At 43.3% G+C, this 26,540-nt stretch carries 24 protein-coding genes; 15 read left to right on the top strand and 9 right to left on the bottom strand.

Features of this window, described 5'->3' with window-relative positions; translation table 11 throughout:
- Positions 1-38: 38 nt before the first annotated feature.
- The 5 genes from L2730_RS04600 (at position 39) to L2730_RS04580 (ending at position 6,571) form a co-directional block, all read left to right on the top strand.
- Positions 39-1,181 carry an HDOD domain-containing protein gene (locus L2730_RS04600; RefSeq protein ID WP_248973501.1) on the top strand — a complete coding sequence of 381 codons (1,143 nt, stop codon included), beginning with the start codon at positions 39-41 and terminating at the stop codon, positions 1,179-1,181.
- Between the two features lie 521 nt (positions 1,182-1,702).
- Complete coding sequence (locus L2730_RS04595; RefSeq protein ID WP_248973500.1) at positions 1,703-2,920, top strand: aspartate aminotransferase family protein; 1,218 nt, start codon at positions 1,703-1,705, stop codon at positions 2,918-2,920.
- Positions 2,921-3,049: 129 nt separating this feature from the next.
- Positions 3,050-4,069, top strand: a complete 1,020-nt coding sequence (gene astA, locus L2730_RS04590) for an arginine N-succinyltransferase (RefSeq protein ID WP_248973499.1) — start codon at positions 3,050-3,052, stop codon at positions 4,067-4,069.
- A gap of 9 nt (positions 4,070-4,078) precedes the next feature.
- Positions 4,079-5,539, top strand: coding sequence for a succinylglutamate-semialdehyde dehydrogenase (gene astD / locus L2730_RS04585; protein ID WP_248973498.1), 1,461 nt, complete (start codon positions 4,079-4,081; stop codon positions 5,537-5,539).
- A 234-nt stretch (positions 5,540-5,773) separates the two neighbouring features.
- On the top strand, positions 5,774-6,571 hold the full coding sequence (locus L2730_RS04580) for a DUF1338 domain-containing protein (RefSeq protein WP_248973497.1): 798 nt from the start codon (positions 5,774-5,776) through the stop codon (positions 6,569-6,571).
- 84 nt (positions 6,572-6,655) lie between these two features.
- Here the strand turns inward: L2730_RS04580 and L2730_RS04575 are convergent, their stop codons facing one another.
- From L2730_RS04575 to crp, 4 genes are all read right to left on the bottom strand, one after another.
- Positions 6,656-7,987 (bottom strand): ATP-binding protein, encoded by a 1,332-nt coding sequence (locus L2730_RS04575; RefSeq protein ID WP_248973496.1) that lies wholly within the window; start codon positions 7,985-7,987, stop codon positions 6,656-6,658.
- Complete coding sequence (locus L2730_RS04570) at positions 7,984-8,658, bottom strand: response regulator transcription factor (protein ID WP_248973495.1); 675 nt, start codon at positions 8,656-8,658, stop codon at positions 7,984-7,986. Before L2730_RS04570 ends, L2730_RS04575 begins: the two co-directional genes overlap by 4 nt.
- A gap of 111 nt (positions 8,659-8,769) precedes the next feature.
- A complete protein-coding gene (locus L2730_RS04565) occupies positions 8,770-9,108 on the bottom strand; it encodes a PepSY domain-containing protein (RefSeq protein ID WP_248973494.1) in 339 nt (112 codons plus the stop codon).
- A gap of 80 nt (positions 9,109-9,188) precedes the next feature.
- Positions 9,189-9,824, bottom strand: coding sequence for a cAMP-activated global transcriptional regulator CRP (gene crp, locus L2730_RS04560; RefSeq protein ID WP_012156707.1), 636 nt, complete (start codon positions 9,822-9,824; stop codon positions 9,189-9,191).
- A gap of 439 nt (positions 9,825-10,263) precedes the next feature.
- On the opposite strand from crp, the gene L2730_RS04555 reads away from it, so the two are divergent.
- Positions 10,264-11,046, top strand: coding sequence for a tetratricopeptide repeat protein (locus L2730_RS04555; RefSeq protein WP_428848431.1), 783 nt, complete (start codon positions 10,264-10,266; stop codon positions 11,044-11,046).
- A gap of 634 nt (positions 11,047-11,680) precedes the next feature.
- On the opposite strand, the gene L2730_RS04550 is transcribed toward L2730_RS04555, so the two are convergent.
- The 3 genes from L2730_RS04550 to L2730_RS04540 all read right to left on the bottom strand — a co-directional run bounded on the left by L2730_RS04550 (position 11,681) and on the right by L2730_RS04540 (position 14,121).
- Positions 11,681-12,568 carry a phosphoribulokinase gene (locus L2730_RS04550; protein WP_020910950.1) on the bottom strand — a complete coding sequence of 296 codons (888 nt, stop codon included), beginning with the start codon at positions 12,566-12,568 and terminating at the stop codon, positions 11,681-11,683.
- Between the two features lie 312 nt (positions 12,569-12,880).
- On the bottom strand, positions 12,881-13,135 hold the full coding sequence (locus tag L2730_RS04545; RefSeq protein ID WP_248973493.1) for a YheU family protein: 255 nt from the start codon (positions 13,133-13,135) through the stop codon (positions 12,881-12,883).
- A complete protein-coding gene (locus L2730_RS04540) occupies positions 13,135-14,121 on the bottom strand; it encodes a hydrolase (protein WP_428848434.1) in 987 nt (328 codons plus the stop codon). The genes L2730_RS04545 and L2730_RS04540 overlap by 1 nt, the downstream gene beginning before the upstream one ends.
- A gap of 204 nt (positions 14,122-14,325) precedes the next feature.
- Between L2730_RS04540 and L2730_RS04535 the strand changes: the two genes are divergently transcribed.
- Entirely contained in the window at positions 14,326-14,841 is a 516-nt protein-coding gene (locus L2730_RS04535; protein ID WP_248973491.1) for a TAT leader-containing periplasmic protein, read from the top strand.
- A gap of 38 nt (positions 14,842-14,879) precedes the next feature.
- Positions 14,880-16,466 (top strand): GMC family oxidoreductase, encoded by a 1,587-nt coding sequence (locus L2730_RS04530; RefSeq protein ID WP_248973490.1) that lies wholly within the window; start codon positions 14,880-14,882, stop codon positions 16,464-16,466.
- Between the two features lie 75 nt (positions 16,467-16,541).
- On the opposite strand, the gene tolC is transcribed toward L2730_RS04530, so the two are convergent.
- Entirely contained in the window at positions 16,542-17,852 is a 1,311-nt protein-coding gene (tolC, locus tag L2730_RS04525) for an outer membrane channel protein TolC (protein ID WP_248973489.1), read from the bottom strand.
- A gap of 292 nt (positions 17,853-18,144) precedes the next feature.
- Between tolC and nudF the strand changes: the two genes are divergently transcribed.
- The 7 genes from nudF (at position 18,145) to parC (ending at position 26,092) form a co-directional block, all read left to right on the top strand.
- A complete protein-coding gene (gene nudF, locus L2730_RS04520) occupies positions 18,145-18,762 on the top strand; it encodes an ADP-ribose diphosphatase (RefSeq protein WP_248973488.1) in 618 nt (205 codons plus the stop codon).
- Between the two features lie 39 nt (positions 18,763-18,801).
- Positions 18,802-19,248 (top strand): DUF1249 domain-containing protein, encoded by a 447-nt coding sequence (locus tag L2730_RS04515; protein ID WP_248973487.1) that lies wholly within the window; start codon positions 18,802-18,804, stop codon positions 19,246-19,248.
- A 9-nt stretch (positions 19,249-19,257) separates the two neighbouring features.
- Positions 19,258-20,097: a 3',5'-cyclic-AMP phosphodiesterase gene (gene cpdA / locus L2730_RS04510; RefSeq protein ID WP_248973486.1), complete on the top strand. Its 840-nt coding sequence runs from the start codon at positions 19,258-19,260 to the stop codon at positions 20,095-20,097.
- A 29-nt stretch (positions 20,098-20,126) separates the two neighbouring features.
- Entirely contained in the window at positions 20,127-20,699 is a 573-nt protein-coding gene (locus L2730_RS04505) for a YqiA/YcfP family alpha/beta fold hydrolase (RefSeq protein ID WP_248973485.1), read from the top strand.
- A gap of 55 nt (positions 20,700-20,754) precedes the next feature.
- Positions 20,755-22,641 carry a DNA topoisomerase IV subunit B gene (parE, locus tag L2730_RS04500; RefSeq protein WP_248973484.1) on the top strand — a complete coding sequence of 629 codons (1,887 nt, stop codon included), beginning with the start codon at positions 20,755-20,757 and terminating at the stop codon, positions 22,639-22,641.
- Positions 22,642-22,730: 89 nt separating this feature from the next.
- Positions 22,731-23,825, top strand: a complete 1,095-nt coding sequence (locus L2730_RS04495) for a PQQ-dependent sugar dehydrogenase (RefSeq protein WP_428848433.1) — start codon at positions 22,731-22,733, stop codon at positions 23,823-23,825.
- The gene (parC, locus tag L2730_RS04490) at positions 23,825-26,092 is read left to right on the top strand and encodes a DNA topoisomerase IV subunit A (protein WP_248973483.1); all 2,268 of its coding nucleotides are present in this window, start codon (positions 23,825-23,827) and stop codon (positions 26,090-26,092) included. Before L2730_RS04495 ends, parC begins: the two co-directional genes overlap by 1 nt.
- A gap of 64 nt (positions 26,093-26,156) precedes the next feature.
- Here the strand turns inward: parC and L2730_RS04485 are convergent, their stop codons facing one another.
- Positions 26,157-26,348: a bacterioferritin-associated ferredoxin gene (locus L2730_RS04485; protein ID WP_248973482.1), complete on the bottom strand. Its 192-nt coding sequence runs from the start codon at positions 26,346-26,348 to the stop codon at positions 26,157-26,159.
- Between the last annotated feature and the right edge of the window lie 192 nt (positions 26,349-26,540).

The following is a 26,540-nucleotide window of genomic DNA, read 5'->3' as shown; positions in this document are numbered from 1 at the left end:
CACAACTATTGAGTTTAAGGTTTAAAGTAGGATTCTTTGTGGCAATTTCAGTCGCGGGTGGAGTAAAGCCCGGAAAAATCGTTGAGCTAGAACATAGGTTGCAACACTTGTTGATTGTAGGCAAAAGCAAGCCTACAGCTATGGCTGGTGAAATTGATGCTGAGCTTGAAGTTAATGCTAATAAGCTTGAAATTGAACGAGAGGCGATTAGAGCGCGAATCGACAAGCAAAACCGCGCCCAAGCGCTATATAAAGCCGTGTCGAGCCAACTTATCACTAGCGTAAACCAAACCATTGAACATCAGTTAGCATCCGTCGAACTAGTGCTTGAACATTCAAGCCTTGATGATAAGCAGGTTTTGTTGTTGGAAATGCTCTATTCCAAACAAGTCGACCTGGTGAAAATACGGCCGTTGGTGATGGCGTTGCCTTGGTTGCAGCGCGATCTTATTAATATGATCAATAGTCCGACCTTCAGACATCGTCGTCCAAAGTCTTCTGAAATCCAGGTCACCGATATAAAGTTGGTACTCAATTATATTGGTATTGAAAATCTACAGGCGTTGATCCCCTATTTTTGCCTACGTAATCTTATGCCCAGTGGTCAACCTCAGTTGCTGTGGGTCACACGCAAGCTATGGCGTTATAGCATTATCAGCGCAATAGCGGCGCAAGCTTTGGTTGAGTTGCACAGTAAAGACCGTGCATTCTTCTATAGTTGCAGTTTGATGAATCAACTGGGTAACTCCTGTGTTATTAGTAATTGTGCCAAGCTGTTTGATACCACTTGGGGGACTTGGCTCAGAGAGGCTAGTGCTAGTCGAGATAAAGCACTGTACGATGCCGTGATGGCAACGGAGTTTCCTGCATTGGATGTTTACCAACAGGCGTTGAAGCATAGTGGTTTATTGAACTGGCAGTTACTTGAGTTACTTGATTTTGAACAAAGCCGTCTAACACAGGCTTTCAAGTCGATTAATACCAGTTTGAAATATGCAGACTTAAACGATGATGCAAAGTTGTTAGAGAGAGCTAACTGTTTCGCTCGAGTTTACCTGTTACAAGAGTCTGGAAATATTACTGCTGCAGAGCGACGGGTGATGTATGACTATTATGAGCTTTCTGAGCAAGAGTTGATCCGATTGAATGCACAAAACTACCGTAAACTGTCTTTAATCTAGTATTAAATAGATAAGGCGATAGCTTTATCAAAAAGCATATCGGTATTGGCTATTATTGCTAGAGCTGAATCAATATATAGACGTCCATACATCCGCCAATTATTGCCAAAAAATAGTATACAATTATTAATAAAAAAGGCTAATTTGGTTAGTTAATCATGTGCTGGCTAAAAAAGTAACGAATTAATGCTTTCTAGCGCGATAGTAGCCAGATATGGCTTGCTAATTATTCAATAAGTTTGAATATTTAGCGTTTACATGCTCTAGATAACTTTTTTATGACTAAATATGCTTAAACCCACGCCATATCTGCGTTGATAATTCAGTTCTGCAAATCTTTATGCACTATTAAGGCTGAACAGCTCTTAGAAGGTTGTGAAAAACTGGTATTTTGATCACATTTTCGCTAATAATGTCCTCCTAGCAAAACATACAACCGCGATGTCACCTACATAAGATAAAGGCATCAAGCGGAAAACGACTGCATAAAAGTGGTCGCAAATTAGAAAGGATGAGAAAGAATGAGCGTTAACACTAATCTTACACGTGCCCAGTTTGACGAAGTTATGGTGCCTAACTATGCGCCTTCAGCTGTAATCCCAGTTCGTGGCGAAGGTAGCCGAGTTTGGGACCAAGAAGGTAAAGAGTTTATCGACTTCGCTGGTGGTATTGCGGTTAATTGTTTAGGTCATTGTCATCCAGCTTTGGTTGGTGCGCTTAAAGAACAGGGCGAAAAGCTTTGGCATCTATCTAACGTTATGACTAACGAGCCTGCGCTTGAATTAGCGACTAAGCTTGTTGAAGCAACATTTGCTGACCGTGTTTACTTTGCCAACTCTGGCGCAGAAGCAAACGAAGCCGCACTTAAGCTAGTACGCCGTTACGCGATGGATAAGTTTGGTGCTGAGAAAGATCAAATCATCGCATTTGATAAAGCATTCCATGGTCGTACTTTCTTCACAGTAAGTGTCGGTGGCCAAGCGGCATACTCTGACGGTTTCGGTCCAAAACCACAAAGCATCACTCACGTACCATTCAATGATATTGCTGCTCTAGAAGCGGTTTTCTCTGACAAGACCTGTGCTGTGATGATGGAGCCACTTCAAGGTGAAGGCGGCATTATCGATGCTGATCCTGAATTCTTAAAAGCGGTACGTGCACTTTGTGATAAGCACAATGCTTTGTTGGTATTTGATGAAGTTCAAACTGGTGTTGGTCGTCTTGGTGAGCTTTATGCTTACATGCGTGGCGATGTGGTACCAGACGTACTGACTACAGCGAAAGCACTTGGCGGTGGATTCCCAATCGCAGCTATGCTGACAACTAAAGAGATCGCAGATCATCTTAAGATTGGTACTCACGGCTCAACATACGGTGGTAATCCACTAGCATGTGCAATTGGTAATGCAGTACTAGACGTAGTAAACACTCCAGAAGTGTTAGACGGCGTTAAAAACCGTGAGCAGTTGCTACGTGATGGTCTAAACAAGATCAATGACAAGTATGACGTTTTCTCTGAAGTACGTGGTCAAGGCCTGTTGATTGGTGCAGTAGTTAACGAAAAGTACCAAGGACGCGCTAAAGAGTTCTTAGTAGCCGGCATCCAAGAGGGCGTTATGAGCTTGGTCGCTGGTGCAAACGTGGTACGTTTCACTCCTTCTCTGGTTATTCCAGAAGCAGACATCGCGGAAGGCCTAGCGCGTTTCGAGCGAGCAGTCGCTAAAGTAGTCGCAGCCTAATTGGCAAACGAAGCGCTAGAGCATTCTAGCGCTTCTTTTTTGTCTTTAGGATACTTGTTGGTTAGCTCTTAATATTGGCTTATTTAGCACTGTTGAGGCAATCGCAGGTGATAGTGAGGAGACTCCTAGATGTTAGTTATACGTCCAATTCGATCCACTGACTTTGACGCGCTATACCAAATAGCAGAAGAGTCAGGCCATGGATTCACATCTTTACCTGTGAACGAAGATCTTCTTCGAAGCAAGATCGCTCGCGTTGAAGCATCGTTTAAAAAACAGGTTGATAAGCCTTTTGATGAAGGCTATTTAATGGTGCTTGAAGATACTGCAAACGGCGAAGTCGTCGGTACTTGTGGTATTGAAGCGGCTGTGGGCATGGAAGATGCCTTCTACCATTACCGCCTTGGCACGGAAGTTTACCATTCTGAGCAGATTGATGTTCGCAATGAAGTTGAGACTTTGACTTTATGCCATGATTACACGGGCGCTGCTGAGCTGTGTACTTTATTCCTGCGTGGCAGCTATCGAAAAAATAACAATGGCCGCATGTTATCACGTAGCCGTTTCCTATTTTTAGCGCAACATGCACAGCGTTTTGGCGAAACAGTCATTGCTGAAATGCGTGGTGAAAGCGACGACGAGGGCAACTCGCCTTTTTACGGCTGGTTGCAGAAACATTTCCTTGGTATCGATTTTATTGAAGCTGATTATTTATCGGGCCTAGGACAAAAAGCATTTATGGCTGAAATGATGCCAAAAAATGCGGTTTATGTTTGCTTGCTGCCTGAAGAAGCACAGAAAGTGATTGGTGAAGTTCACGCTAATACCAGACCTGCACTTAATTTACTGCAAGCTGAAGGCTTTAGATGCCGTGGCTACGTCGATATCTTCGACGGCGGGCCGACTGTAGAGTGCAACCTAAATGATATTCGCTCGGTACGCGAGAGCCGACTGCTTACTGTGACCATTGGTGATACACCAGCGGCTGCAACTAGCTATATCGTTTCAAATACGCAACTTGAAAATTACCGCGCTACAGCTGCAGAGTTAGCTGTATCAGACGACAACGACAACGTGATCTTAGATGCTGAAACCGCTGCAGGCCTGATGGTTGCAGAGGGCGAGCAGATCCGTGTCTTGGCAATGTAGGATTATAAAATGACACAATTTATTGAAGGTAAATGGACTGCTGGTTTAGGTCACGAAGTGACATCAATTAACCCAGCTAACCAAGAAGTGATCTGGAACAGTAAAACAGCGACGCCAGAGCAGGTCAATACTGCAGTAGACGCTGCACGCAATGCTCAATTTGACTGGTTTATGCTGGGTTTTGAAGCGCGTTTAGCTATTGTTGAAGCGTACCGTGACCAACTTGAAGCAAACAAAGCTGAAATGGCTGAAGTGATTGCACAAGAAACCGGTAAGCCGCAGTGGGAAACTGCGACTGAAGCAGGTGCTATGATTGGCAAAATCGGCTTGTCTGTAGCGGCTTTTCACAAGCGTACAGGCACTTCTGAGAATGACACTCCAGCTGGCCGCGCAGTATTGCGTCATAAGCCTCATGGCGTGGTTGCGGTATTTGGACCATACAACTTCCCTGGTCACTTACCAAATGGCCATATCGTGCCGGCATTATTAGCGGGTAACACTGTAGTATTTAAACCATCAGAGTTAACTCCAAAAGTCGCTGAGCTTATGCTTAAGCTTTGGGAAAAAGCAGGTTTACCAGCGGGCGTGATTAACCTTGTCCAAGGCGAAGTTGATACAGGCAAAGCGTTAGCATCACATCCACAAATTGATGGTCTATTTTTCACTGGTAGCTCGCGCACAGGTCATATCCTGCATCAGCAATATGCTGGTGACCCTGGTAAAATTCTAGCGCTAGAAATGGGCGGTAATAACCCGCTGATCATTAAGGGTGTTGAAGATACTAAAGCTGCCGTGCATGACATTATCCAGTCTGCTTATATCTCATCAGGCCAGCGTTGTACTTGTGCTCGTCGCTTATATGTCGAGAAAGGCGCAGCCGGTGACGCACTGCTTGAGCAACTAACAGTAGCAGTTAACAACATTCAAGTGGGCGCGTGGAATGCACAGCCACAGCCGTTTATGGGATCGATGATTTCAGAAACTGCCGCCAAAGGCATGGTTGAAGCACAGCGTAACCTAGTCAACCTAGGCGCGACACCAATGGTTGAGCTCACGCATCTAGAAGCGGGAACAGGTCTTGTATCTCCAGGTCTTATTGATGTCACTGACGTGATTGAACTGCCTGATGAAGAGTATTTTGGCCCGCTACTACAAGTGGTTCGTTATAGCGATTTCGATGAAGCAATCAGACTGGCTAATGCGACTCGTTATGGTCTTTCGGCAGGCATACTGGCTGATAGCCGCAAAGATTATGATTACTTCTTAGCGCGCATTCGCGCCGGTATTGTTAACTGGAATAAACAGATAACAGGCGCTTCAGGTGCTGCACCATTTGGCGGTGTTGGCGCATCGGGTAACCACAGAGCTAGTGCATTTTATGCCGCTGACTACTGTGCCTACCCAGTCGCTTCGGTAGAAGCTGACGCCGTCAGCCTACCAGCAAAACTAAGCCCAGGTTTAAGCATTTAGTTTTACGGTTAAATCATAAGGGAAGTGCTCGGGGCACTTCCCTTTTGTTTATATCAATAGCTTTTATGAACCATTAAAGCCGTTGAGCAAGTATCAACACTGTTGATGCAATGCAAATCTAGCAAGTACTAGCGGCTTCACTTACCAACCTAGGTGGGGCTGCTAAATCCCTCAAATGTGTATAGCCACGTGACACAAACAAACAATAAGCACGCTGGCGTAAAGGAGTTAACGATGCACACTAATGTAAACGCGTTATTTGAAGCACTTTGGCAAGATTATATTGAGATGACCCCATCAGCCGCTAAAGTCCATCAGTTACTTTCAAAGGGCGACAAGATCATCAACGATCATATTGCACTGCGAACGTTTAATATCAGCAAGGTTAACCTTGATGTACTAGCTGCACATTTTGAATCTATTGGTTATGTTGCTTGCGGTGATTATAAGTTTGAAGCCAAGAAGCTTAATGCTAAGCATTTTGAGCATCCAGATAGCACTCAACCAAAAGTATTTATCTCTGAGTTGTTGGTAGAAGAGTTTAGTGATGAACTTCAGACAACAATTAAAGGCTTGATTGAGCAGGTTGATGTAGCAGCTACAACTGCAGATAACTTCCTTTACTCGGGTCGTCACTGGGATTTAGACGCTAAGACCTATGAGTTGCTATTAGCTGAAAGTGAATATGCAGCTTGGGTTGCAGCACTGGGTTATAGAGCAAACCATTTTACGGTTTCAATTAATCACCTACCTAATTTCGACACTATTTTTGAAGTTAATAATGCGTTGAAAGAGGCCGGCTTTGTGCTTAATGCTGTCGGCGGTGAAGTTAAGGGCAGCCCTGAAGTATTGCTAGAGCAATCTTCAACAATGGCTGACAAGATCAATGTTAGCTTCTCAGACGCTGTGGTAGAGATCCCTAGCTGTTTTTATGAATTTGCCATCCGCTACCCTAAAGCTGACGGTGAGCTTTACACAGGCTTTGTGGCGGCGTCTGCAGACAAGATTTTTGAAAGCACTAACGTAAACTAAATAACCTGTTAGTTAGAACGGTAAAAAGAAAAAAAGCCGGAATTATTCCGGCTTTTTAATGGGTAGAATTCATTGGACTTTATACTAATCACTAAAATCCAATGTGACCTTCAAGCCTGGTAAGGTTTGACTGTGTTCGAATTGAAGGCCAATTTTATATTGCTCTGCAATATCTTTGACAATCGATAGACCTAGCCCATGTCCCATGGTTGCTTCGTCTAAACGTTTACCACGGTGAGTGAGCTGTGCCAGCTCTTTTGTTTTAACCCCTGGGCCATCATCCTCAATCGTCAGTAGTAGCTGCTGATTATGATTGCTAATGCAGACTCTGATCTCGCTGTCAGCCCATTTAAAGGCATTGTCTAGCAAGTTACCGAGTAGTTCCATACCGTCTTCACGGTGCATGGGTAAGCGGCTTATATCAGCTGGAATATTAAAACGGCAATTGATATTTTTAGTGCGATGAACCTTTTTGAGGGTTTGTGTCAGATCTTCAATATCTTTTGGTAACTGCATTTGAGCCGCTGGTAACATGTCTCCGGTAATTCTAGCTGCTGCTAGTTTTCTCTCTATCATTTTATGTACGAGGTTGAGTTGCTTTTGTAACGCCTCAGCAGACTGAGGATCTTTTAACCCTAAAGCTTCTACCTGCTGCTGCATTACTGCCAGTGGTGTTTTCAAGCCATGGCTTAAGTTACCGAGATTATTACGGCTGCGTTCGATCTGCTTGCTTGAATACTGTAAAAGCTCATTGTAGTTGGAGGCAAGAGGTTGCAGTTCGAGTGGAATGGTATTGAGATCGAAAGAGGATATCTCACCTTCACGTAATTTCGCTAAGGTATCTTTCATTTGGTTTACCGGCTTAAAAGATTGGCGCAGAACTAAAAATATCCCCATTATCATGGTCATTAACATCACAAGGTTAACGATGAGTTTGGTGCCATAGATCTCAGAAAAAACCTTACGGCCAATACTTAAGTCCTGTGCAACGGTAAGCGTCGCATTAAGCCCTGATGTTTCAGACTCTAGTCCAATGGATAATAACTGAATATCGTGGTTTTGCGGACCTTTAGTTTGCCAGGCGCGAGTTTCGCCCTTTTCTAAATCAACGACTTCTAAACGTTGATCCCATAGTGAACGTGATCTGAGTTCCTGCTCAGGGAGATCCAGCTGATAGTAACGGCCAGAGTAAACCGGTTTATAGAAATTTGAAAGTTGGGTTTGATCTATTCTAAAAGTGCTGTCTTCAATATGGGTAGCAAGCAAGACCTGCTGAAGATCTTCCTGTAATCGGGCAATAATTGAATCATGAAAAGCTTGCCGTAACATCGACTCGAAAAAGATAATTGCCACAATCGTGGCAATAACGACTAAGCCTGTTAACCACAGGCTTAGTTTGCTTCGGATTGAAATCATTGAGTGACGCCGTGAAAAATATACCCTTGGCCACGGCGAGTTTCTATCGCGGTTTTACCCAATTTTTTGCGCAGGTGAGTCACATAGACTTCAACCACATTACTCTCTTTCTCATCGTCAAATTGATATAGCTTGTCTGTCAGCTGGGCTTTTGACAGCAGCTTTTTAGGTGACATTAAGAATATCTTTAATAACCTAAACTCCATCGCCGTAAGCTCAAACGTATTGTCTGCAACAGTGACGGATTGCTGGCTTTCATCTAACGCAACTCCCGCGTAAGTAAGCTGCTTATTTGGTGTATTAGCTTTTCCGTGAGCACGCTGGATTAACGCTTGAATTCTGACCAGTAGCTCTTGAGTATGAAACGGTTTACCTAAATAGTCATCAGCACCAGAGTTAAAACCTTCAACCTTCTCATGCCACTGACTACGGGCCGTTAGCATGATAACTGGCGTATGTATGCCTTGTTCACGCCAGCGTTCAAGTAGCTCAAGGCCATTACCGTCGGGCAGACCAATATCAAGGATGACACAATCATAGTTGGTCTCCTTAATTAGATAATCAGCTTCGCTAATTTTGTCAGTTGTGTCAGTGACATAGCCAGCTTGTTTAAGCTGTTTTAGCAGTTCTTCAACAAGTAGCGTGTTATCTTCAACAAGGAGTAATTTCATAAAGTATGCTCTCAGTGATGCCTGTAGAGTATTGAACACGTTGATTTCGACAGGAGTATGAACTCAATAGTAATGTTAACAGTGTAAAGCGATCTGATTTATAAGCCAATACTACAATGGCTTTGCAATGCAACTACTTGGTAATTTCGTTGGATGAGTGAGTTGACCGCTTTTTGCATCAAGGGTTAAATCAACCAATTGACTTGCGATTGTTCGGATCTGTAACTCATATCGCCAGTGGCCATTTTGCTGGTATAAATGAGCGTCGATAAGTTTACCGTGACAGAGCGTTTGAATACCCGCAAGGGTCACGTCAAGTGATAAGATCTCGCCACCTTTGACAAGTTGCTGAGCTTGATAGTGCTCTACTTCAATTTTTTGGCTGGCAAAAGCTAAGGTAGAGAACTTTAGAAAGCAAATCAAAACGCTTAAATAAATGGCAACTTTCAAGCGAAACTCCTAAAAAAATGGCCTGAGATATATCTCAGGCCACTTTATAGAAGCTGTCTTAAACCGAGCTTAATACTGTATTAGCGAGTACCGTATACTACGATAGTCTTACCGTGAGCTTGGATAAGGTTTTGTTCTTCAAGCATTTTCAAGATGCGACCAACAGTTTCACGAGAACAACCTACAATTTGACCAATCTCTTGACGAGTGATCTTTATCTGCATGCCGTCAGGGTGCGTCATTGCATCTGGCTGTTTAGCAAGGTGAAGCAATGTTTGTGCAATGCGACCAGCAACATCTAAGAAGGCTAAGTCGCCGACTTTTTGGCTGGTGCTGTGTAGACGATAAGCCATTTGCGAAGAAAGCTTCATCAAAATTTCAGGGTTCACCTGAATAAGTTGCTTAAATTTCTTATATGAAATTTCAGCAATCTCACAAGCTTGCTTAGCACGAACCCAAGCAGTACGCTCTGCTTGCTCTTCGAATAAACCTAGTTCACCAATAAAGTCGCCCTGGTTTAGGTAAGAAAGAATCATCTCTTTACCTTCTTCGTCTTTAATCAAGACGGCAACCGAACCCTTTACGATGTAATAAAGCGTATCTGAATCTTCACCAGCGTGGATCAAAGTGCTTTTGGCTGGGTACTTATGAATGTGACAGTGTGATAAAAACCATTCCAAAGTAGGATCTGGTTTTGGCTTTCCAATCAGAGCCATGCCTATGTTCCTCGACTGATTTACGTTAAGAGTAAGAATATGCTAATTAAGCATCTTACGTCAATTAAGCAGGTGAAACCTTGATGGAAGTCTTAGTTTAGACTTAACGCATAAAGGTAACTCGCTATCAAGATAGTCTTTTATTCTGATACATTAGTAATATATGTCAACTCATTACGGCTTTTCAGCCAATAGTATGCTTAACTCTGCAAGCAATATCACATCCTGTTTGGTTACTTTCTGGCAGACAGTGAATGGCACAATAATGTATGGCGTCAATTCTAGCATTTTTTGAACCTTATCAATAAAAATGATTCTCATTACTGTGTCTGAGTCTTTATTCTCGACATTTGTGGCAAATTCTGGCTAACTGCGAGTTAGCCTATTTCAGCAATAACCATTAAGACCTGTGTTTGTGGTTTGATTTAAAGGAGCTCACGTGAAGTTTAGACCTTGGATTTTAAATACTGTAGTGGTCTTTTTTATAACGGCAAGCACAGCTGTTCAAGCTTTTTCGATCCCTCAACCTAAGGGGGCTGAAGAAGCCAGCAGAGTCGCGCATATCCATTTAAAAGCTGCTCAAGGTGATTTCGATGCTCAGTATTTACTTGGACTTATGTACCTCTCTGGTCGCTATGTAGAGCAAGATCAAGACACTGGTATGGGCTGGATAACCGCTGCTGCACAGCAAGGCCATGCTAAAGCTCAGCAAACAGTTGCTGACTTAGCTTTTGAAGGTAGTATTGTATCTAGGGACTTATCGACGGCAAAGCAGTGGTATACAGCGCTGAGTAAGCAAGGCAATAAGTGGGCCGACTTTAGATTGGGCTTTATTTATGCTTCTGGTGGTGAAGGGGTTGAGCGTAACTGTGGCAAAGCTGTAGAGCAGTTTAAATTAGTGGGTGATGAAGTCTCGCTGGGGAATGTTGCATGGATTTTAGCGACCTGTCCAGAAGCTAAGTATCGCGACGGTGATCAAGCACTAGCGCTTTCGTTAACTTTACTTGAAGCTAATGCAAAAGATCCTACTAATTTAGATAATCTTGCCGCTGCCTATGCGGAGCTAGGAGACTTTGACGCTGCGATTACTACTCAACAAAAAGCCATTGAGGCATTAGCCGTTACATCAGATAAGAGTAAAACCGGAGAGTTTATGCAGCGACTTGAAATTTATCAGAACTCCGAGCCATACAGAGAAGTAGTCCCTCTAATCGGCAAGTAATGCCTAATACCGGGAGAGCGCTCATACAACTGGGCGCTTTTTTTTGGCAAAAATTTGCCTGACCATAGAAACTGAACCAATTATTAATACAAATGGACTAATCCTTGTTAGCTAGGACCTTGTCTTTATAGCCTAGTTAGCCTTACAGAAGCATTCATCAGAACAATAGGGCTGTCGAATTGACGATTAGTGATGAGCTTTAGAAGTTAGCCTGCATATCCTAAGAAATGCATGTCTTGGAAATTAAGCAGATCAACATGAAGATGGAGTTTTCTTTCTAAGATGAGTTTAACTATTAAAATTGGCTTAGAGAGGTTAGCTAGCATGACTAGGGAAATAAACAGATTAATATGAGTGCGAAATTTACTGTTAGAGATTGGAGATTAGAGATTAGCCAGCATACCCAAGGAGATAAACAGATCAACATGGAGCTGGAATTTGCGTTTTTAAGATGAATTTAGAGATTAGAGGTTAGAGGTTAGCCAGCATACCCAAGGAAATAAACAGATCAAGATGGGGGAATTTACTTCCAAGAGTACGCTAACTTATCGTTCTTTCGCCTGAAATCCCGATGAAATGAAGTCTACAGAACTTGTCTTAAACAAATCTTAAGATAATCTATTGCTGTGGCTTCTTATTCATTTTCCGGTGAAATAAGCTGTAATCGCTTATCCATTAAGTCTTTCACTAGTGGCGTTAAGATAAGCTCCATGGCGAGTGACATCTTACCACCAGGTACTACTAGCGTGTTGACCCGCGACATAAATGAACCTTGGATCATGCGCAGGTAATAGGGGAAATCGACATTCTTGATACCGCGAAAACGGATCACAACAAAGCTTTCATCCAAACTTGGAATGCTCTTGGCACTAAAAGGGTTTGAAGTATCTACAGTAGGTACTCGTTGAAAATTAATGTGAGTGCGCGAAAATTGTGGCGTCATATGGTTGATATAGTCGTCCATGCTGCGCACAATTGAGTCCATCACTTTTTCTCGGCTATGACCTCTATCTGAAGTATCTCGAATGATCTTTTGAATCCACTCTAAATTGACAATGGGCACCATGCCTATCAGTAGATCAACATGCTGGGCAACATCACAGTCATCAGTGACAACGCCACCATGTAAGCCTTCGTAGTAAAGCATTTCAGTATTTTCAGGCAATGGGTGCCATTGAGTAAAGGTGCCTGGCATTTGATTAAAGGGAACGGCTTCATCAAAGGTATGAAGGTAAGCCCGTGTTTCTCCTTGTCCTGTGCTGCCATAATCACTAAAACACTGTTCAAGACGCTGAAAGTCATTGGCTTCAGGGCCAAAGTAACTGATGTTGCGGTTCTCTGTTTTCTCTTTACGGATCATCACCGCCATTTCTGGGCGGGTGAAATGGTGAAAGCTATCGCCTTCAACAATAGCTGCATTGATCCCCAGCTGCCTAAAGATATGGTTGAATGCTGTAGTCGTTGTTGTCGTACCTGCACCAGATGAACCTGTTACAGCAATAATCGGATGTTTTGCTGACATTTTTTTACCTAAAATAGAGACAGTTAAATATCACCTGTAGACAGCCAAATATGGCTAACGGTATTGATTCTGCAATAAACCATATTATTTAAAAACTGTATGTGAATTTATATAGCTATTCTATTTCAAAGTGGCTATTTCAGACACTCCCATTGGGTGGGTTAAAAGCGATGTTAATTGTGTCACTGGACTAGACAATAGACTCGCTATTGCACCGCGGCTAGAGCCTTGTTTAAGTCACTTTTTAATCCCACTGAAATAGCGCATCTTGAAGTCGAATAGGTATAGTTATACGTACTCGTAACACTTAGGTCAATCTTGAGCTGAGTCCACAGAGACAATATCTTCTTTACGTCTAACTGCGATCGATTCTTCCTCTTCGCTAAACTCAACCACTAATTCTCCGCGAGAAAGTGCGTCGCGACACAGGGCTATAGCAGATTGTAGGCTGTCTTCATCCGTATTCGCAAAACTGCCATCTTCGACTTGGCCAATGAGAAACTCTTTTATGAGATTCTCGAGGGTCTCTGCAGGTAATTGGTTTAGCGCTTCGTAAGGAACTAGCATCAATGATTTCCAGATTTATCAGTATGAGAGGTTAAAAATGACAAGATTCTTTTTTCAATATAGTATCGCGGCCGCCATGGTGAACCACCTTCGATAAATCCAACATGGCCGCCATTATCATGCAATTCGTATTCAACTTGCTCAGCTAATTGGTCATGGGTAGGAATGACAGCATGAGTCATAAAAGGGTCATCTTTAGCATGGATCACTAACGTTGGCTTTTGGATCTGGCTCAAATAGGGAAGGCCGCTGGCTCTATGGTAGTAATCATCGACACCATTAAAACCATGCAATGGTGCTGTGATTTTGTCATCAAATGCATAAAAAGTGGTGAGCCGTTCGATCTCGGCCTTGCCAATAGGCATTAGTGGCTGCAATGCTGGTGTAGATACTTTGCCAAGCATTTTTTCTTGCAGCTGCTTGATCAAATAGCTCTGATATACCTTTGAAAAACCTTTCTCTAGTCTTTTGGCGCATGCCGCTAGGTGCAGCGGTGCAGATACCGCTACAGCTCGTTCAAGCAAGCTGTTTTCCTGTTGTTCACCTTGATATTTAACCAATACATTGCCACCAAGACTATAACCGACTGCAAGCAAGGGAGACTCAGGGTATCGTTGCTTTAGTTGAATCAAGGTTTGCTGAATGTCTTGAGTATCACCGCTATGATAGCCCCTCACAAGTCGATTAAGCTCTCCGGAGCAGCTACGGTGGTGATGTACTACGGCGCATAATTGTTGTGTTTTACAAGCCGCTAAAATCCGACGCGCGTAATGGGAACTAGAACTTCCCTCCAAACCGTGGACAATGATAACAATCGCTTGATTGGGTTTAGGTTTACCCTGCCAATCAAGATCAATGAAATCCCCATCAGAAAGCTCTAACCTTTCCCTCTTTAGCTGTGGTCTGTCCACTTTTGTGAGTACGGGCAAAATCGTTTGGATGTGGGGGTTTCTAGCCCACCAAGGAGCTGAGAATTTTTGTCTTATCATAATTGGCTATTGCTGAAAATTAAAACGTGTGTTTAATTGTTGTTATGGCAAGAGTGTAACACAGATTGAAAACCACTATTAAAATCGCTTAAACCTAAGGCTTTTACTTGGGGCAAGTGATGAAAGTGTGTGTTGAATAGCAACTTGAAAGCAGCTTTATTGAAATCAATATTGAGACAAAAATAATAATAAGAGGACAAGATGGAGCGACGTACTTTTATCACTACCGCATTAGTTGGCACTGCTTGCTTAGCTTTGGGCGTTAATTATTGCTCAAGTGATCACTTGAGTGTCAACGCTAAACTAGATGACAAGCATCGATTGTTATTTAGTGTGCTATTGCCTGTTTTTCTCGACGGGGCATGGCCTGATGTGCCGGCATTAAAAAGGGACGCAGAGAATCGCACCTTAGATGCCATCGAGCATACTATATCTATACTCCCAAAAGAGAGCCAACTTGAACTAGAGCAGTTATTAGACTTGCTCGAGGGGAGGCTTGGACTACTCATTTTGACAGGCAGTATGACGCCGTTAATGATGCGTAATAGTGCGGAGCTAGTCGATATGCTGCAAAGCTGGCGCACTAGCTTTATGGAGATGATGGTGACAGCTTATCAAGGCTTAAGAGAATTGGTGATGGCGAGCTACTATTCGGCACCAGAACATTGGAGTAGATTACATTACGCCAAGCCGAATTTCCTAGAGGAGATGAAATAATGCTGGCGGTTAATCATATCGGATTTAAGGAGTAGTTCGTGGCGATTGAAGATCCTATTGTTACAGGGCTTAATTCGGGCTGGGCGCATATTAATGCGGGGCAGTTAACAGAAAATCAAACACTTGAAGCAGATGTGGTTATTGTCGGCAGCGGTGCAGGAGGTGGTACGGCGGCCGAGATCCTCACAAAAGCCGGCCTATCAGTGATAATCGTTGAAGGCGGGCCGTTAAAATCATCGAAAGACTTTGTGATGGAAGAGCGCAGCGCTTATCCCGATCTTTATCAACAAGCTGCTGGCATGAAGACAACGGATAAGGCGATCGGTATTTTTCAGGGGCGCGCAGTAGGCGGCTCGACAACGGTTAATTGGACCACGTCTATTCGTACACCAGAACCGGCTTTAGCCTTTTGGGCGTCGGATAAATCGGTGCAGGGATTATCAAAAGAAGAGTTAACTCCTTGGTTTGAACAAATGGAGCAACGACTGAATATTAGCGAATGGCCATTCGATCCCAACCGTAATAATGCTGCGTTAAAAGAGGGTTGTGAGCAGTTAGGTTGGGATTACACGGTAATTAAACGCAATGTTAAAGGTTGTTGGAATACAGGCTATTGCGGTATGGGGTGTCCTGTTAACGCGAAGCAGTCAATGTTAGTCACTACAATACCTGCTGCACTTGAGGGCGGCGCGACTTTGGTCAGTCAAGCTAAAGTGATAAAGCTTGCGCATCATGATGATAAAATTTATGCAGTAAAAGCCCAAGCATTAGACAGCAATATGAGGTCTTTACCTGTTGAGGTCATTTTTAAAGCCAAGCATTATATTTTGGCTGCTGGCGCTATCCACACACCCACAATCATGCTGCGCTCTAAATTGCCTGATCCCTATGAGATCATCGGTAAGCGAACCTTCCTCCACCCAACATTGCTTAGTGGAGCGATGTTTACCGATCCTATCAATGGTCATAGTGGGGCGCCGCAATCTATTTATTCAGATGAGTTTGTTTGGAAAAACGGAGCTGATGGTGAGTTAGGTTATAAGCTTGAAGTACCGCCTATCCACCCGATTTTGATCGCATCAAAAACGATCGGCTACGGTCAGAGCCATGCAGAATTGATGGCGAACTTTAATCAGCTTCAAGTGACCATAGCCCTTGTTCGTGATGGTTATCATGAGAATAGCCCTGGCGGTGAAGTTAAATTAACTGAGTATGGCAGTACATTGGATTACCCATTAACTGACGCATTTTGGCGAGCAGCAAGACGCGCCTATGCAAGCATGGCTGAACTACAATTCGCTGCAGGCGCAAACAAAGTGTTACCTATTAGTGAAGGTATGCCGTATTTAGGCAGTTGGTCAGAAGCTAAGCAGGCCATTACGAATATGGATCTTGCGCCATTAAAAACGGTTGTTGCTTCAGCTCATGTGATGGGAGGGTGCCCACTGGGGGAAGACCGTAAGATGTCGATGGTCAATAGCTATGGCGAGTCGCATTATTTTGAAAACCTGTCAGTGATGGATGGTTCTATATTCCCCACGAGTCTTGGCGCTAACCCTCAGTTATCGATATATGGCATAACGGCACGTAATGCTACTAGACTGGCAGAAAAGCTAAAAAGTTAATTGAGCTTTGCTACAGGATAAAAAAGCCCAGTGTGAACACTGGGCTTTTTTTCTATATAACATGTATTTTGCCAATTATAGCGGCGCTTTTAGACCGTTATTGATTGCACTAACGTCATCTTCGTTCAACGTACCAGCAGCTTGCTTAAGGGCAATGATTGAGTTGATGTAGCCATAACGTGCATCAGACAATTTACGTTTTGAATCGTAAAGATCTCGTGTTCGGTTCAATACATCAACAATAGTACGAGTACCCACTTCAAAACCTGCTTGAGTTGCCTTTAATGCACTCTCTGATGAGATCACAGACTGCTCATAAGCACGGATTGAACTGATTGAGGCACCTACGTTGTTAAAGTTATTACGTACATCTTTAACGACTTTACGGTGCGTTTGCTCAAGTTTTTCACTTGCTTCAACATATTGATATTGAGCTTGGTTAACTTGAGAGGTGACTTTGAAACCTTCAAAAATAGGGATGCTCAAAGTCACACCTAATGTGCCATTGTCAAAGTCAGGAGTATTAACACCACCTGTTTCTTGCTCGATGCCTTTTCTGTAGCCTGCATCTAAGCTCAATGAAGGCATATGACCTGCTTTATAAAGCGTAATGGTCTCTTCGGCGATATCTTTACCAATACGCGTTGTCATTAGGTCAACGTTATTGGTTTCTGCCATCTTAATCCAGTCAGTCGACATAGCGGGTGCTACCGGCGATGCTGAAAAACGGTTAGTGTCGAGAATGTTAATGCTCTTGTGATCGATACCGGTGATTTCACGTAATGCTTCATAGCTGTTAGCTAGCGTGTTTTCAGCAAGGATCTCTGTGGCATTTGCAAGGTCATACTGAGCTTGAGCTTCATGCACGTCAGTAATAGCGGTAAGACCAACGGCAAAACGTTGTTTTGTCTGCTCGAGCTGACGCTCAATAGCGCGCTTCTCTGAACCTTGGAACTCATAATTATCTTTGGCCGTTAATACATCAAAATAAGCTGTGGTGACACGAATAATCAGGTTTTGTAGAGACGATGCGTATGCAGAGTCTGCTTGTGATGCCGCTTTTTCTGCCAAGCTTAAACCGACCCATGCACTGTGGTCATAGATGACTTGTTTAAGCGAGACACTACCTACAACGCCACTATTATCATCACTTGGATCATTCCAAGCTTTATCGTAACCAATGTTAGCACTGATTGTTGGTAACAGCGGTGCACGCTGCTCTTGAATTTGCTCGTAAAGCGCATCACGCTGAGCTTTTGCTTGTAGTGCAACTGGATCACTGGTTAATGCTTGTTGGTATATCTGTAAAAGGTCGTCGGCATGAGCAACTTGCGCTGAGACTGCTAGCGTCAGTGCGGCACATAGAGAACGGATCTTGAATTTCATTTGCTGTCCTTTTTAGACAAAATTCTCCATTGAGGAGCGAATTTAACTTTGTTTTGTTTAGTTATGCCTAGCTTATATCTTTAAAGTTAGGCGGTTTGCGCTTCCCGACGCTTCCCAATACATCTAAACTTAGTGCATTAGATAGTAAAAACCTACAATTCCTAAGTCAACTAGGAAGTGTAACAGTTTTTTATCGCAATAATCAGATCTGCCTTTATCTTAGTATTAATAATTTTATTTTGCCTTGTTTTGGCATAAACGCTTTGATTAATAAGTAGCTTTAGGAGAATAAATGAACAGCACTTTTAGCCATGAAGATGTCGAGTTGCTCGGCAAAAAAACGCTATATAAAGGCTTTTTCAAGATGGAAGAGTATAAGTTCAAGCACCGTTTATTCGACGGTGGTTGGAGTGAAGTTGTTACCAGAGAAGTGTTTGAAAGGGGGCATGCCGTGGTGGTGTTACCTTATGATCCGGTTAACGATAAGGTCGTGCTGATAGAACAGATCCGCATTCCTGTGTTGGAAAGCGCGTCTACGCCCTGGTTGCTTGAGTTAGTGGCTGGGATGATTGATCCTGGTCAAACATCGCAGGATGTTGCCGTTAAGGAGCTTAAAGAGGAAACGGGTTTGACGGCGATAAATGTCACTAAGGTTAATCAGTATTTCTCAAGTCCGGGCGGAACGAGCGAGCGCTTTGATTTTTATTGGGCAGCAGTCGACTCTACAAGTGCTACTGGCCATCATGGTTTAGCTGAAGAGCATGAAGATATAAAGGTGCATGTCGTTGATAGGGAGCTAGCCTACAAAATGATGACTAATGGTCGCATTGATAATGCTTCTACGGTTATTGGTTTGCAATGGCTGCAGCTAAACTATCAAAATTTGCTTCAAAGTAATTGTGAAATATAATCATGGTTGCTTGATTTTTAAGAACTTTGGAATGATTTTGTGTCAAAAGTAACTTATGCTGGGAAATCGAAGTACCAGCCAAACGTCAGCCAGTTTTTGGCTGTTTGTTCGAGAAACTATATGCATATTCAGCGCTGGCTCACCCAAGAGCCTAGTGAAGGAACATATTGGCAGGTTGGTGGTGAGTTTGGTCGACTAAATGTTCGCCTATTGGAAAATACTAAATATACCCAATTGGTAGAGATTTCTAGGTGCGTTGGAGAACATGCTCTGGTGTCAACACCAAAAGTTTCTGTGCGCATTTACCATGACGCTAAATTAGCAGAAGTGTTAACTAGTCAACAGATTTACCAATTACGTCCAGTGTATGATTATCCAAATATGCATATGCATCATCGTGATGAAAAGTATCAAGTGAATGCGTTTCTTGAAGAGTTGTTGAAGATAGATAACTTGACCAAATTTATTTGTGAATCTGATATTTAGGTAATTACTTTGCTAAAAGAGGCAATCTCTTATTCAATTTCTGAATCTGAAAGTGTGAGAATGGTGCAAGTCACTGATCCTCACCTTTTTGCTGATCCTGAAGCTCAATTGCTAGGCGTGAATACAGCTCAAAGCTTAAACGCAGTGCTAAATACTATTGCTGCTGTTGATTATCCAGCCCATTTTATGTTGGCCACCGGAGATATTAGCCAAGACTATTCCAATGAGTCATATCACCGGTTTGTTGACGCGATAGCGCCGCTGAAGATCCCTTGCCATTACTTGCCGGGTAATCATGACGACCCTCGTATTATGAATCTGCATATGCAGGGAGATAATGTGCATGGTCAAAAAAGAGTGTTAGCGGGAAATTGGCAAATTATTATGCTGGATTCTACCGTGAGAGGACGCCCTGGGGGGCACATGTCTGACGCAGAGCTAAATCTCATTGATAGGGCTATTGAAGCTGAGCCAAATCGCCATACATTATTAGTTATGCATCATAATCCTGTACTGGCTGGCTGCGCTTGGTTAGATCAGCATTGTATGGATAATGGTAGTGACTTTATTCAACAAGTTTCACGCTATCGACAAGTTAAAGGGCTGCTTTGGGGGCATATCCATCAAAGCGTTGATACCGTTCACCTTGGGCCTAATGGTCCTGTGAAGTTAATGGCTACCCCTTCAACCTGTATTCAATTTAAGCCCAAATCTCCCTATTTTGCATTAGATGCACTACAACCGGGTTACCGTTTGCTGGAGCTTAAGTCTGATGGTAGCATCCTAACTAACGTATACCGGGTACCAGGTGAAAATTTCTCACCAGACAACGAAGCTGGCGGTTATTAAGCAAAGTTAAAACCGCAGCGTGAGGAACTATGCTGCTTTATATTCATGGATTTAACAGTTCACCTCTTTCGGATAAAGGACTTGTTACCGCAAGTTTTATCCAACAAAACTACCCAAATTTAGATTTCAGACAACCACAACTGCCTAGTGAACCACTTGCTGCTATGGCGATGCTGATCGATATTGTTGAACAAGCAAAGGTCGCTGGCGAGTCGATAAGCTATATAGGGTCTTCATTAGGTGGCTACTTCGCCAGTTATTTGGCTGAAAAGTACGGCGGACGCGCAGTTTTGATTAATCCTGCGGTAAAACCCTTCGAACTGTTTGATGAATTCATTGGCACTCAGTACAATCCCTATACGAACGAAACCTATCAGGTTTTAGCCAAGCACAAACAGGATGTTGCCCAGTTCGATACTGCTGCAATTAAAAATCCTGATCGCTTCTATGTTTTGTTACAAACAGGCGATGAAGTACTCGACTATAAACAGGCTGTGCAGAAGTATCATTGTTGTCAGTTGCTGATTGAACCAGGCGGTGATCATAGCTTTATCGGTTATGAAAGCCAGCTGTCTGCCATTTGTGAATACCTGTTTTCTTGACAAATAGACCCGTAGGGCCGCACCATGGCCTGAATAACAAAAAAAAATGTGTGCTATGACAAATCAATACACCTCAGATGCTATTGAAGTCCTAAACGGACTTGACCCTGTAAAACGTCGCCCAGGTATGTACACCGATACTTCGCGTCCAAACCATTTAGGACAGGAAGTCATAGACAATAGTGTGGATGAAGCACTTGCTGGACATGCCAGTCGAATCGATGTGATCTTGCATATCGATAACTCTCTTGAAGTGACGGATGATGGTCGTGGTATGCCTGTCGATATTCATCCTGAAGAGGGGATCCCAGGTGTTGAACTTATCCTGACTAAACTGCATGCTGGCGGTAAATTTTCGAATAAAAATTACCAGTTCTCCGGTGGTCTCCATGGGGTGGGTATTTCAGTTGTAAACGCACTTTCTAGTCGAGTCGAAATTACGGTAAGACGTAACGCTGAAGTCTATGACATGGCTTTTGAACACGGTGAAAAGGTCGAAGACCTTCGTGTAACTGGCACATGTGGTCGACGCAATACTGGTACTAGAGTTCACTTCTGGCCAGACGCAAGCTATTTTGATTCCGGCAATTTCTCTATTACCAAACTCAGTTACTTACTGAAGGCCAAGGCGGTATTATGTCCAGGCTTAAGGATTAAGTTTGTCAATAAGCAAACTAACGAAACCCAAGAGTGGTTTTATGAAAGTGGCTTAGAAGATTATTTAAAGTCGTCGATTGACGGCGCGACTATGCTGCCTGAAGTGCCGTTTGTTGGTAATTTCAAAGGCAACCTTGAAGCTGCTGATTGGGCGATCACTTGGTTACCAGAAGGTGGCGATTACCTAAATGAGAGTTATGTAAACCTCATTCCAACTCCGCTTGGCGGAACTCATGTGAATGGCTTTAGGCAGGGCCTACTGGAGTCTATGCGTGAGTTTTGCGAGTTTAGAAATCTTGTTCCACGCGGCATTAAGCTAACGCCTGAAGATATTTGGGATCGCTGTACTTTTATTCTTTCGATAAAAATGCAAGATCCACAATTTGCTGGCCAAACTAAAGAGAAGTTATCAAGTCGTCAGTGTGCTGCGTTTGTATCTGGCATTGTGCGTGACGCATTTAGCCTTTGGCTAAATACCAATACTGAACAAGCTGAAGCTTTGGCGGATATGTGCATCAATAATGCGCAGAAACGTTTGAAAGCTGCTAAGAAGGTGGCGCGTAAACGCATAACCTCTGGGCCTGCTTTACCAGGTAAATTGACCGATTGCAGTGGTCAAGATCCTATGCGTGGCGAACTGTTCTTGGTCGAAGGTGATTCCGCGGGCGGTAGCGCTAAGCAGGCTCGTGACAGAGAGTTTCAGGCTATTATGCCACTGCGTGGGAAAATCCTTAATACCTGGGAGGTCGATGAAACACAGGTATTGGCATCTCAAGAGGTGCACGATATTTCAGTTGCGATAGGTTGCGATCCAGATAGTAGTGATATTTCAGAGCTAAGATATGGAAAAATCTGTATTTTGGCTGATGCTGACTCCGACGGATTGCATATTGCGACCTTGCTTTGTGCGCTCTTTATGAAGCATTACCGTATTCTGGTTGAAGAAGGGCATATCTACGTGGCAATGCCACCTTTGTTCAGAATCGATATTGGTAAAGAAGTTTTCTATGCACTTGATGAAGCGGAGCGGGACGGCATTCTTGATCGAATTGCAGCTGAAAAACGCAAAGGCAAAGTTCAGGTAACACGATTTAAAGGGTTGGGTGAAATGAATCCTCTGCAACTACGTGAAACCACAATGGACCCTAACACACGCCGATTAGTTCAACTAACCGTTGATGATGCCGATGATACATTAGCAGTAATGGATATGCTGTTAGCAAAGAAACGTTCTAGCGATAGAAAACTATGGCTAGAAACCAAAGGCGATCTCGCACAAATATAGATCGACTTTTTATAATAATAGAGCACTAAAAAAGAATAATAATGACGTTTGAAAATTACCCCAAGGGAATGTTTATCGGTTTATCGATGATGTTTGCTCAAGTTATTTTTGGCACCGCAGCGTATGCTGCCGAGCCTGTAATGATCACGGTATCAAAAGGCTTTGGCTTAACGCTATTTGCTTCTGATTTAGGTGATGCAAAGCAGTTAGCACTTGGCACTAATGGCACGCTGTTTGTTGGTTCTCATAAAGAGGGGATTATCACTGCCTTAGTCGATGCCGACCAAGATGGCAGAGTTGATAAGCGTTATATCATTGCTAAAGGGCTAAACTATCCAGAAGCGATCGCTTTTCACGATGGTGCACTTTATGTTGCAGAAGATGATCGTATATTAAGGTTTGTTGAGATCGAATCTCGTCTGAGGAGACCTGGTCGACCGAAAGAGGTTTATGACCGCTTACCAGGCAATGCTAAGAAGAGTCGCCGTGCAATGCATTTTGGACCAGATGGTAGGCTCTATATTGCCATTGGGGCTCCATGTAACGTGTGTGAGCCAGAAGATCCGTTTGGCAGTATCATCGCTATTGATGTTGAGAGCGGTGAGAGTGAACAAATTGTCAGCGGTGTTCGCCGAGTCGGTGCGTTTGATTGGTCAGTAGCAGACAAAGAGTTGTGGTTTTCTGAGCTCGGTCGTAATTGGATGGGTGATAACTTACCGCCGGATGAGATAAATAAGGTTGAAACGGTCGGTAGCCATTATGGATTTCCCTACATCCATGCAACAGATGTTATCGAACCCGCTTATGATAAACCTGAAAACCTAAAGGTTGTAGCACCTCAGTTTGAGTTACCCGCTCATGTTTCACCTCTGGGGCTACATTTTTATCGTGGCGATCAATTCCCTGAGCGCTATCATAACCAAATGTTTATTGCCGAAAATGGTTCTTGGAATCGCTCAAGTAAGGTTGGCTATCAAGTGGTAATGCTTGAAATTGAGAATAAAAAAATTGTCAAACGCAGCACGGTTGTTAGCTTTTTAGATGGTGAGTTTCCAGTCGCCAGACCTCATTCATTGATCACCGCACCTGATGGTGGCATGTATATTTCAGACGATTTAAAAGGCAATGTTTACCGTTTATATTACAAAAATGCACCAAAGAGTCAGTCACAGGATAATGATTAATGAGTGATGCGATAGATTTAAGCTTAGACGGCGTAGAGCAAATGCCAATGCGCCGCTTCACGGAAGAGGCATACCTTAATTATTCGATGTACGTCATCATGGATCGCGCTTTGCCGCATATCGGTGACGGACTCAAACCCGTTCAAAGGCGTATTATTTATGCCATGAGTGAGCTTGGGTTGTCTGCTCAGTCAAAGCATAAGAAGTCTGCCCGTACAGTGGGTGACGTGTTGGGTAAATACCACCCACACGGAGACAGTGCTTGTTATGAAGCAATGGTACTTATGGCGCAGCCATTTTCTTACCGTTATCCGTTAGTAGACGGCCAAGGTAACTGGGGGGCGCCGGATGACCCTAAGTCATTTGCAGCAATGCGATATACCGAAGCTAGGTTATCCAAATTTTCTGAAGTACTACTGAGCGAGTTAGGTCAAGGTACCGTCGATTGGGGGGTAAACTTTGATGGTACGATGAAAGAACCATTGGTTTTACCTGCAAGGCTGCCTCATATCCTGCTCAATGGTATTACGGGCATTGCTGTGGGCATGGCAACAGATGTTCCGCCACACAATGCTAAAGAGCTTGTGGGTGCCTGTATTGAATTACTTGATAACCCTAAAGCAGACTTACCACGATTAATGGAATTTGTCCCAGGGCCTGACTATCCAACAGAAGCTGAAATTATTACGCCATCTGCGGACATCGCCAAAATTTATCAAACGGGTCGTGGCTCTATTAAAGCACGGGCGGTTTACACTGTTGAAAATGGTGAGGTGGTGATATCCGCGCTACCACATCAAGCTAGTAGCGGTAAGATTTTAGAGCAGATCGCGGCGCAAATGCAGGCTAAGAAATTACCTATGGTAACTGACTTACGTGATGAATCTGATCACGAAAGCCCTGTACGTATGGTGATAGTCCCACGTTCAAATCGTGTCGATTGCGATCAGATGATGGCGCACTTATTTGCTACGACCGATTTAGAGAAGAGTTATAGAGTTAACCTGAATGTGTTAGGGCTGAATGGCCGTCCGCAGGTTAAAGGTCTACGTGAGCTGTTAACTGAATGGCTTGTCTTCCGCATGACCACGGTTAAGCGTCGCTTAGAGTTTAGACTAGATAAGATATTAGCTCGGTTACACATCCTCGATGCCTTGATGATTGCATTTTTGAATATAGATGAAGTCATTGAGATCATTCGTTTTCATGATGATCCCAAAGCAGAGTTAATGACTCGGTTTGAACTATCTGATAAGCAAGCTGATGCGATTTTAGATTTGAAACTTCGCCATTTAGCCAAGTTAGAAGAGTTTAAAATTAAGTCTGAGCAAAGTGAATTAGAAGCCGAGCGAGACAAGCTACAGTTATTACTAAGCTCAGAGCGTCGTATGAAGACGTTAATTAAGAAAGAGTTGATCAAAGATGGCGAAGATTATGGTGATGATCGCCGCTCACCGCTAGTTGTTCGCGGTGAGTCAAAAGCGTTAACTGAGCAAGAGTTAGTACCAGCTGAATCTGTCACAGTTGTCTTGTCTGAAAAGGGCTGGGTAAGGTGTGCTAAAGGGCACGAGGTTGATGGTAAGAGCTTATCTTATAAAGCAGGTGATGAGTTCTTGTGTTCGGCTCCAGGGCGCAGTAATCAGCCTAGCGTGTTTATTGATACCTCCGGTAGGGCATTTGCAACTGAGACTCATACACTTCCATCTGCGCGCTCTCAAGGGGAGCCGATAACCACTCGTTTCAATTTGGCGCCTGGTGCAACGATGGAGCATGTGCTACTTGCTGACGAAAGTCAGTGTTACATACTGGCATCCGATGCGGGCTACGGCTTCATTGCTGCCAATAAAGATATGATATCGCGCAATAAGGCGGGTAAAGCACTGTTAAGTCTGCCAGCGAATGCTAAAGTTTTGCAGCCTCAAAAAGTAGATAAATCAAAAGCTCAGTCAATCTTGGCCATTACCAACGAAGGCAGAATGTTACTATTCTCTTTAGATGCATTACCGCAGCTGACTAAAGGTAAGGGCAACAAAATAATCGGAATACCGACCGAGCGAGCTAAGAATCGAGAAGAGTTGCTAATTCACCTCAATGTAATCCCTGAAGATATGCCTGTCACGCTATGGGCGGGTAAGCGCAAGCTAACGTTGAAGCCGAGCGATCTAGAGCATTATCGAGGAGAGCGGGGACGCAGGGGGGCGAAATTGCCACGAGGGCTGCAGCGAGTTGATAGTGTCGAACTTGGAGATGGTGAACCTGTCGTTTAATTGCTTGAATAAAAAATGCAGCCTAATGGCTGCATTTTTTTATCTATTAATTGCGTAACACAGTCTAAGCAACTTCATAGTAATTAGGTTCGATATCGACTTGTCTTTGGATAATTTGACTGGCCATTTTTACGCATTTTCCACACTGATCGCCCACGCCCAAACGCTTTTTTACATCAGCTAATGAAGCATCGCCTTGGCTAACAGCTTCTTTAATCTGAGTATCTGTAATCGCATGACAAAGACAAACGTACATAAATAATGGTCCAACAATCGAATGTGCACGAATTATAAATGAAAACGATTCTCAATGCTAATAACTACTGAGAATAGTTATCAATCATTCGATAGGTTGGTAGTTATTAAAAACATTGCGGTTGATCACAACCAAGTGCCGGAGTGGGCACTTGGTCATATTTTGCGCTTAAAAGCTATTTCTTGATTTTTA

Origin of the sequence: Shewanella kaireitica (genome assembly GCF_023284045.1) — a bacterium.
Lineage (GTDB): Bacteria > Pseudomonadota > Gammaproteobacteria > Enterobacterales > Shewanellaceae > Shewanella > Shewanella kaireitica.
Note: the sequence above shows the minus strand (reverse complement) of the source record. Positions and strands in the feature narration are given on the sequence as shown.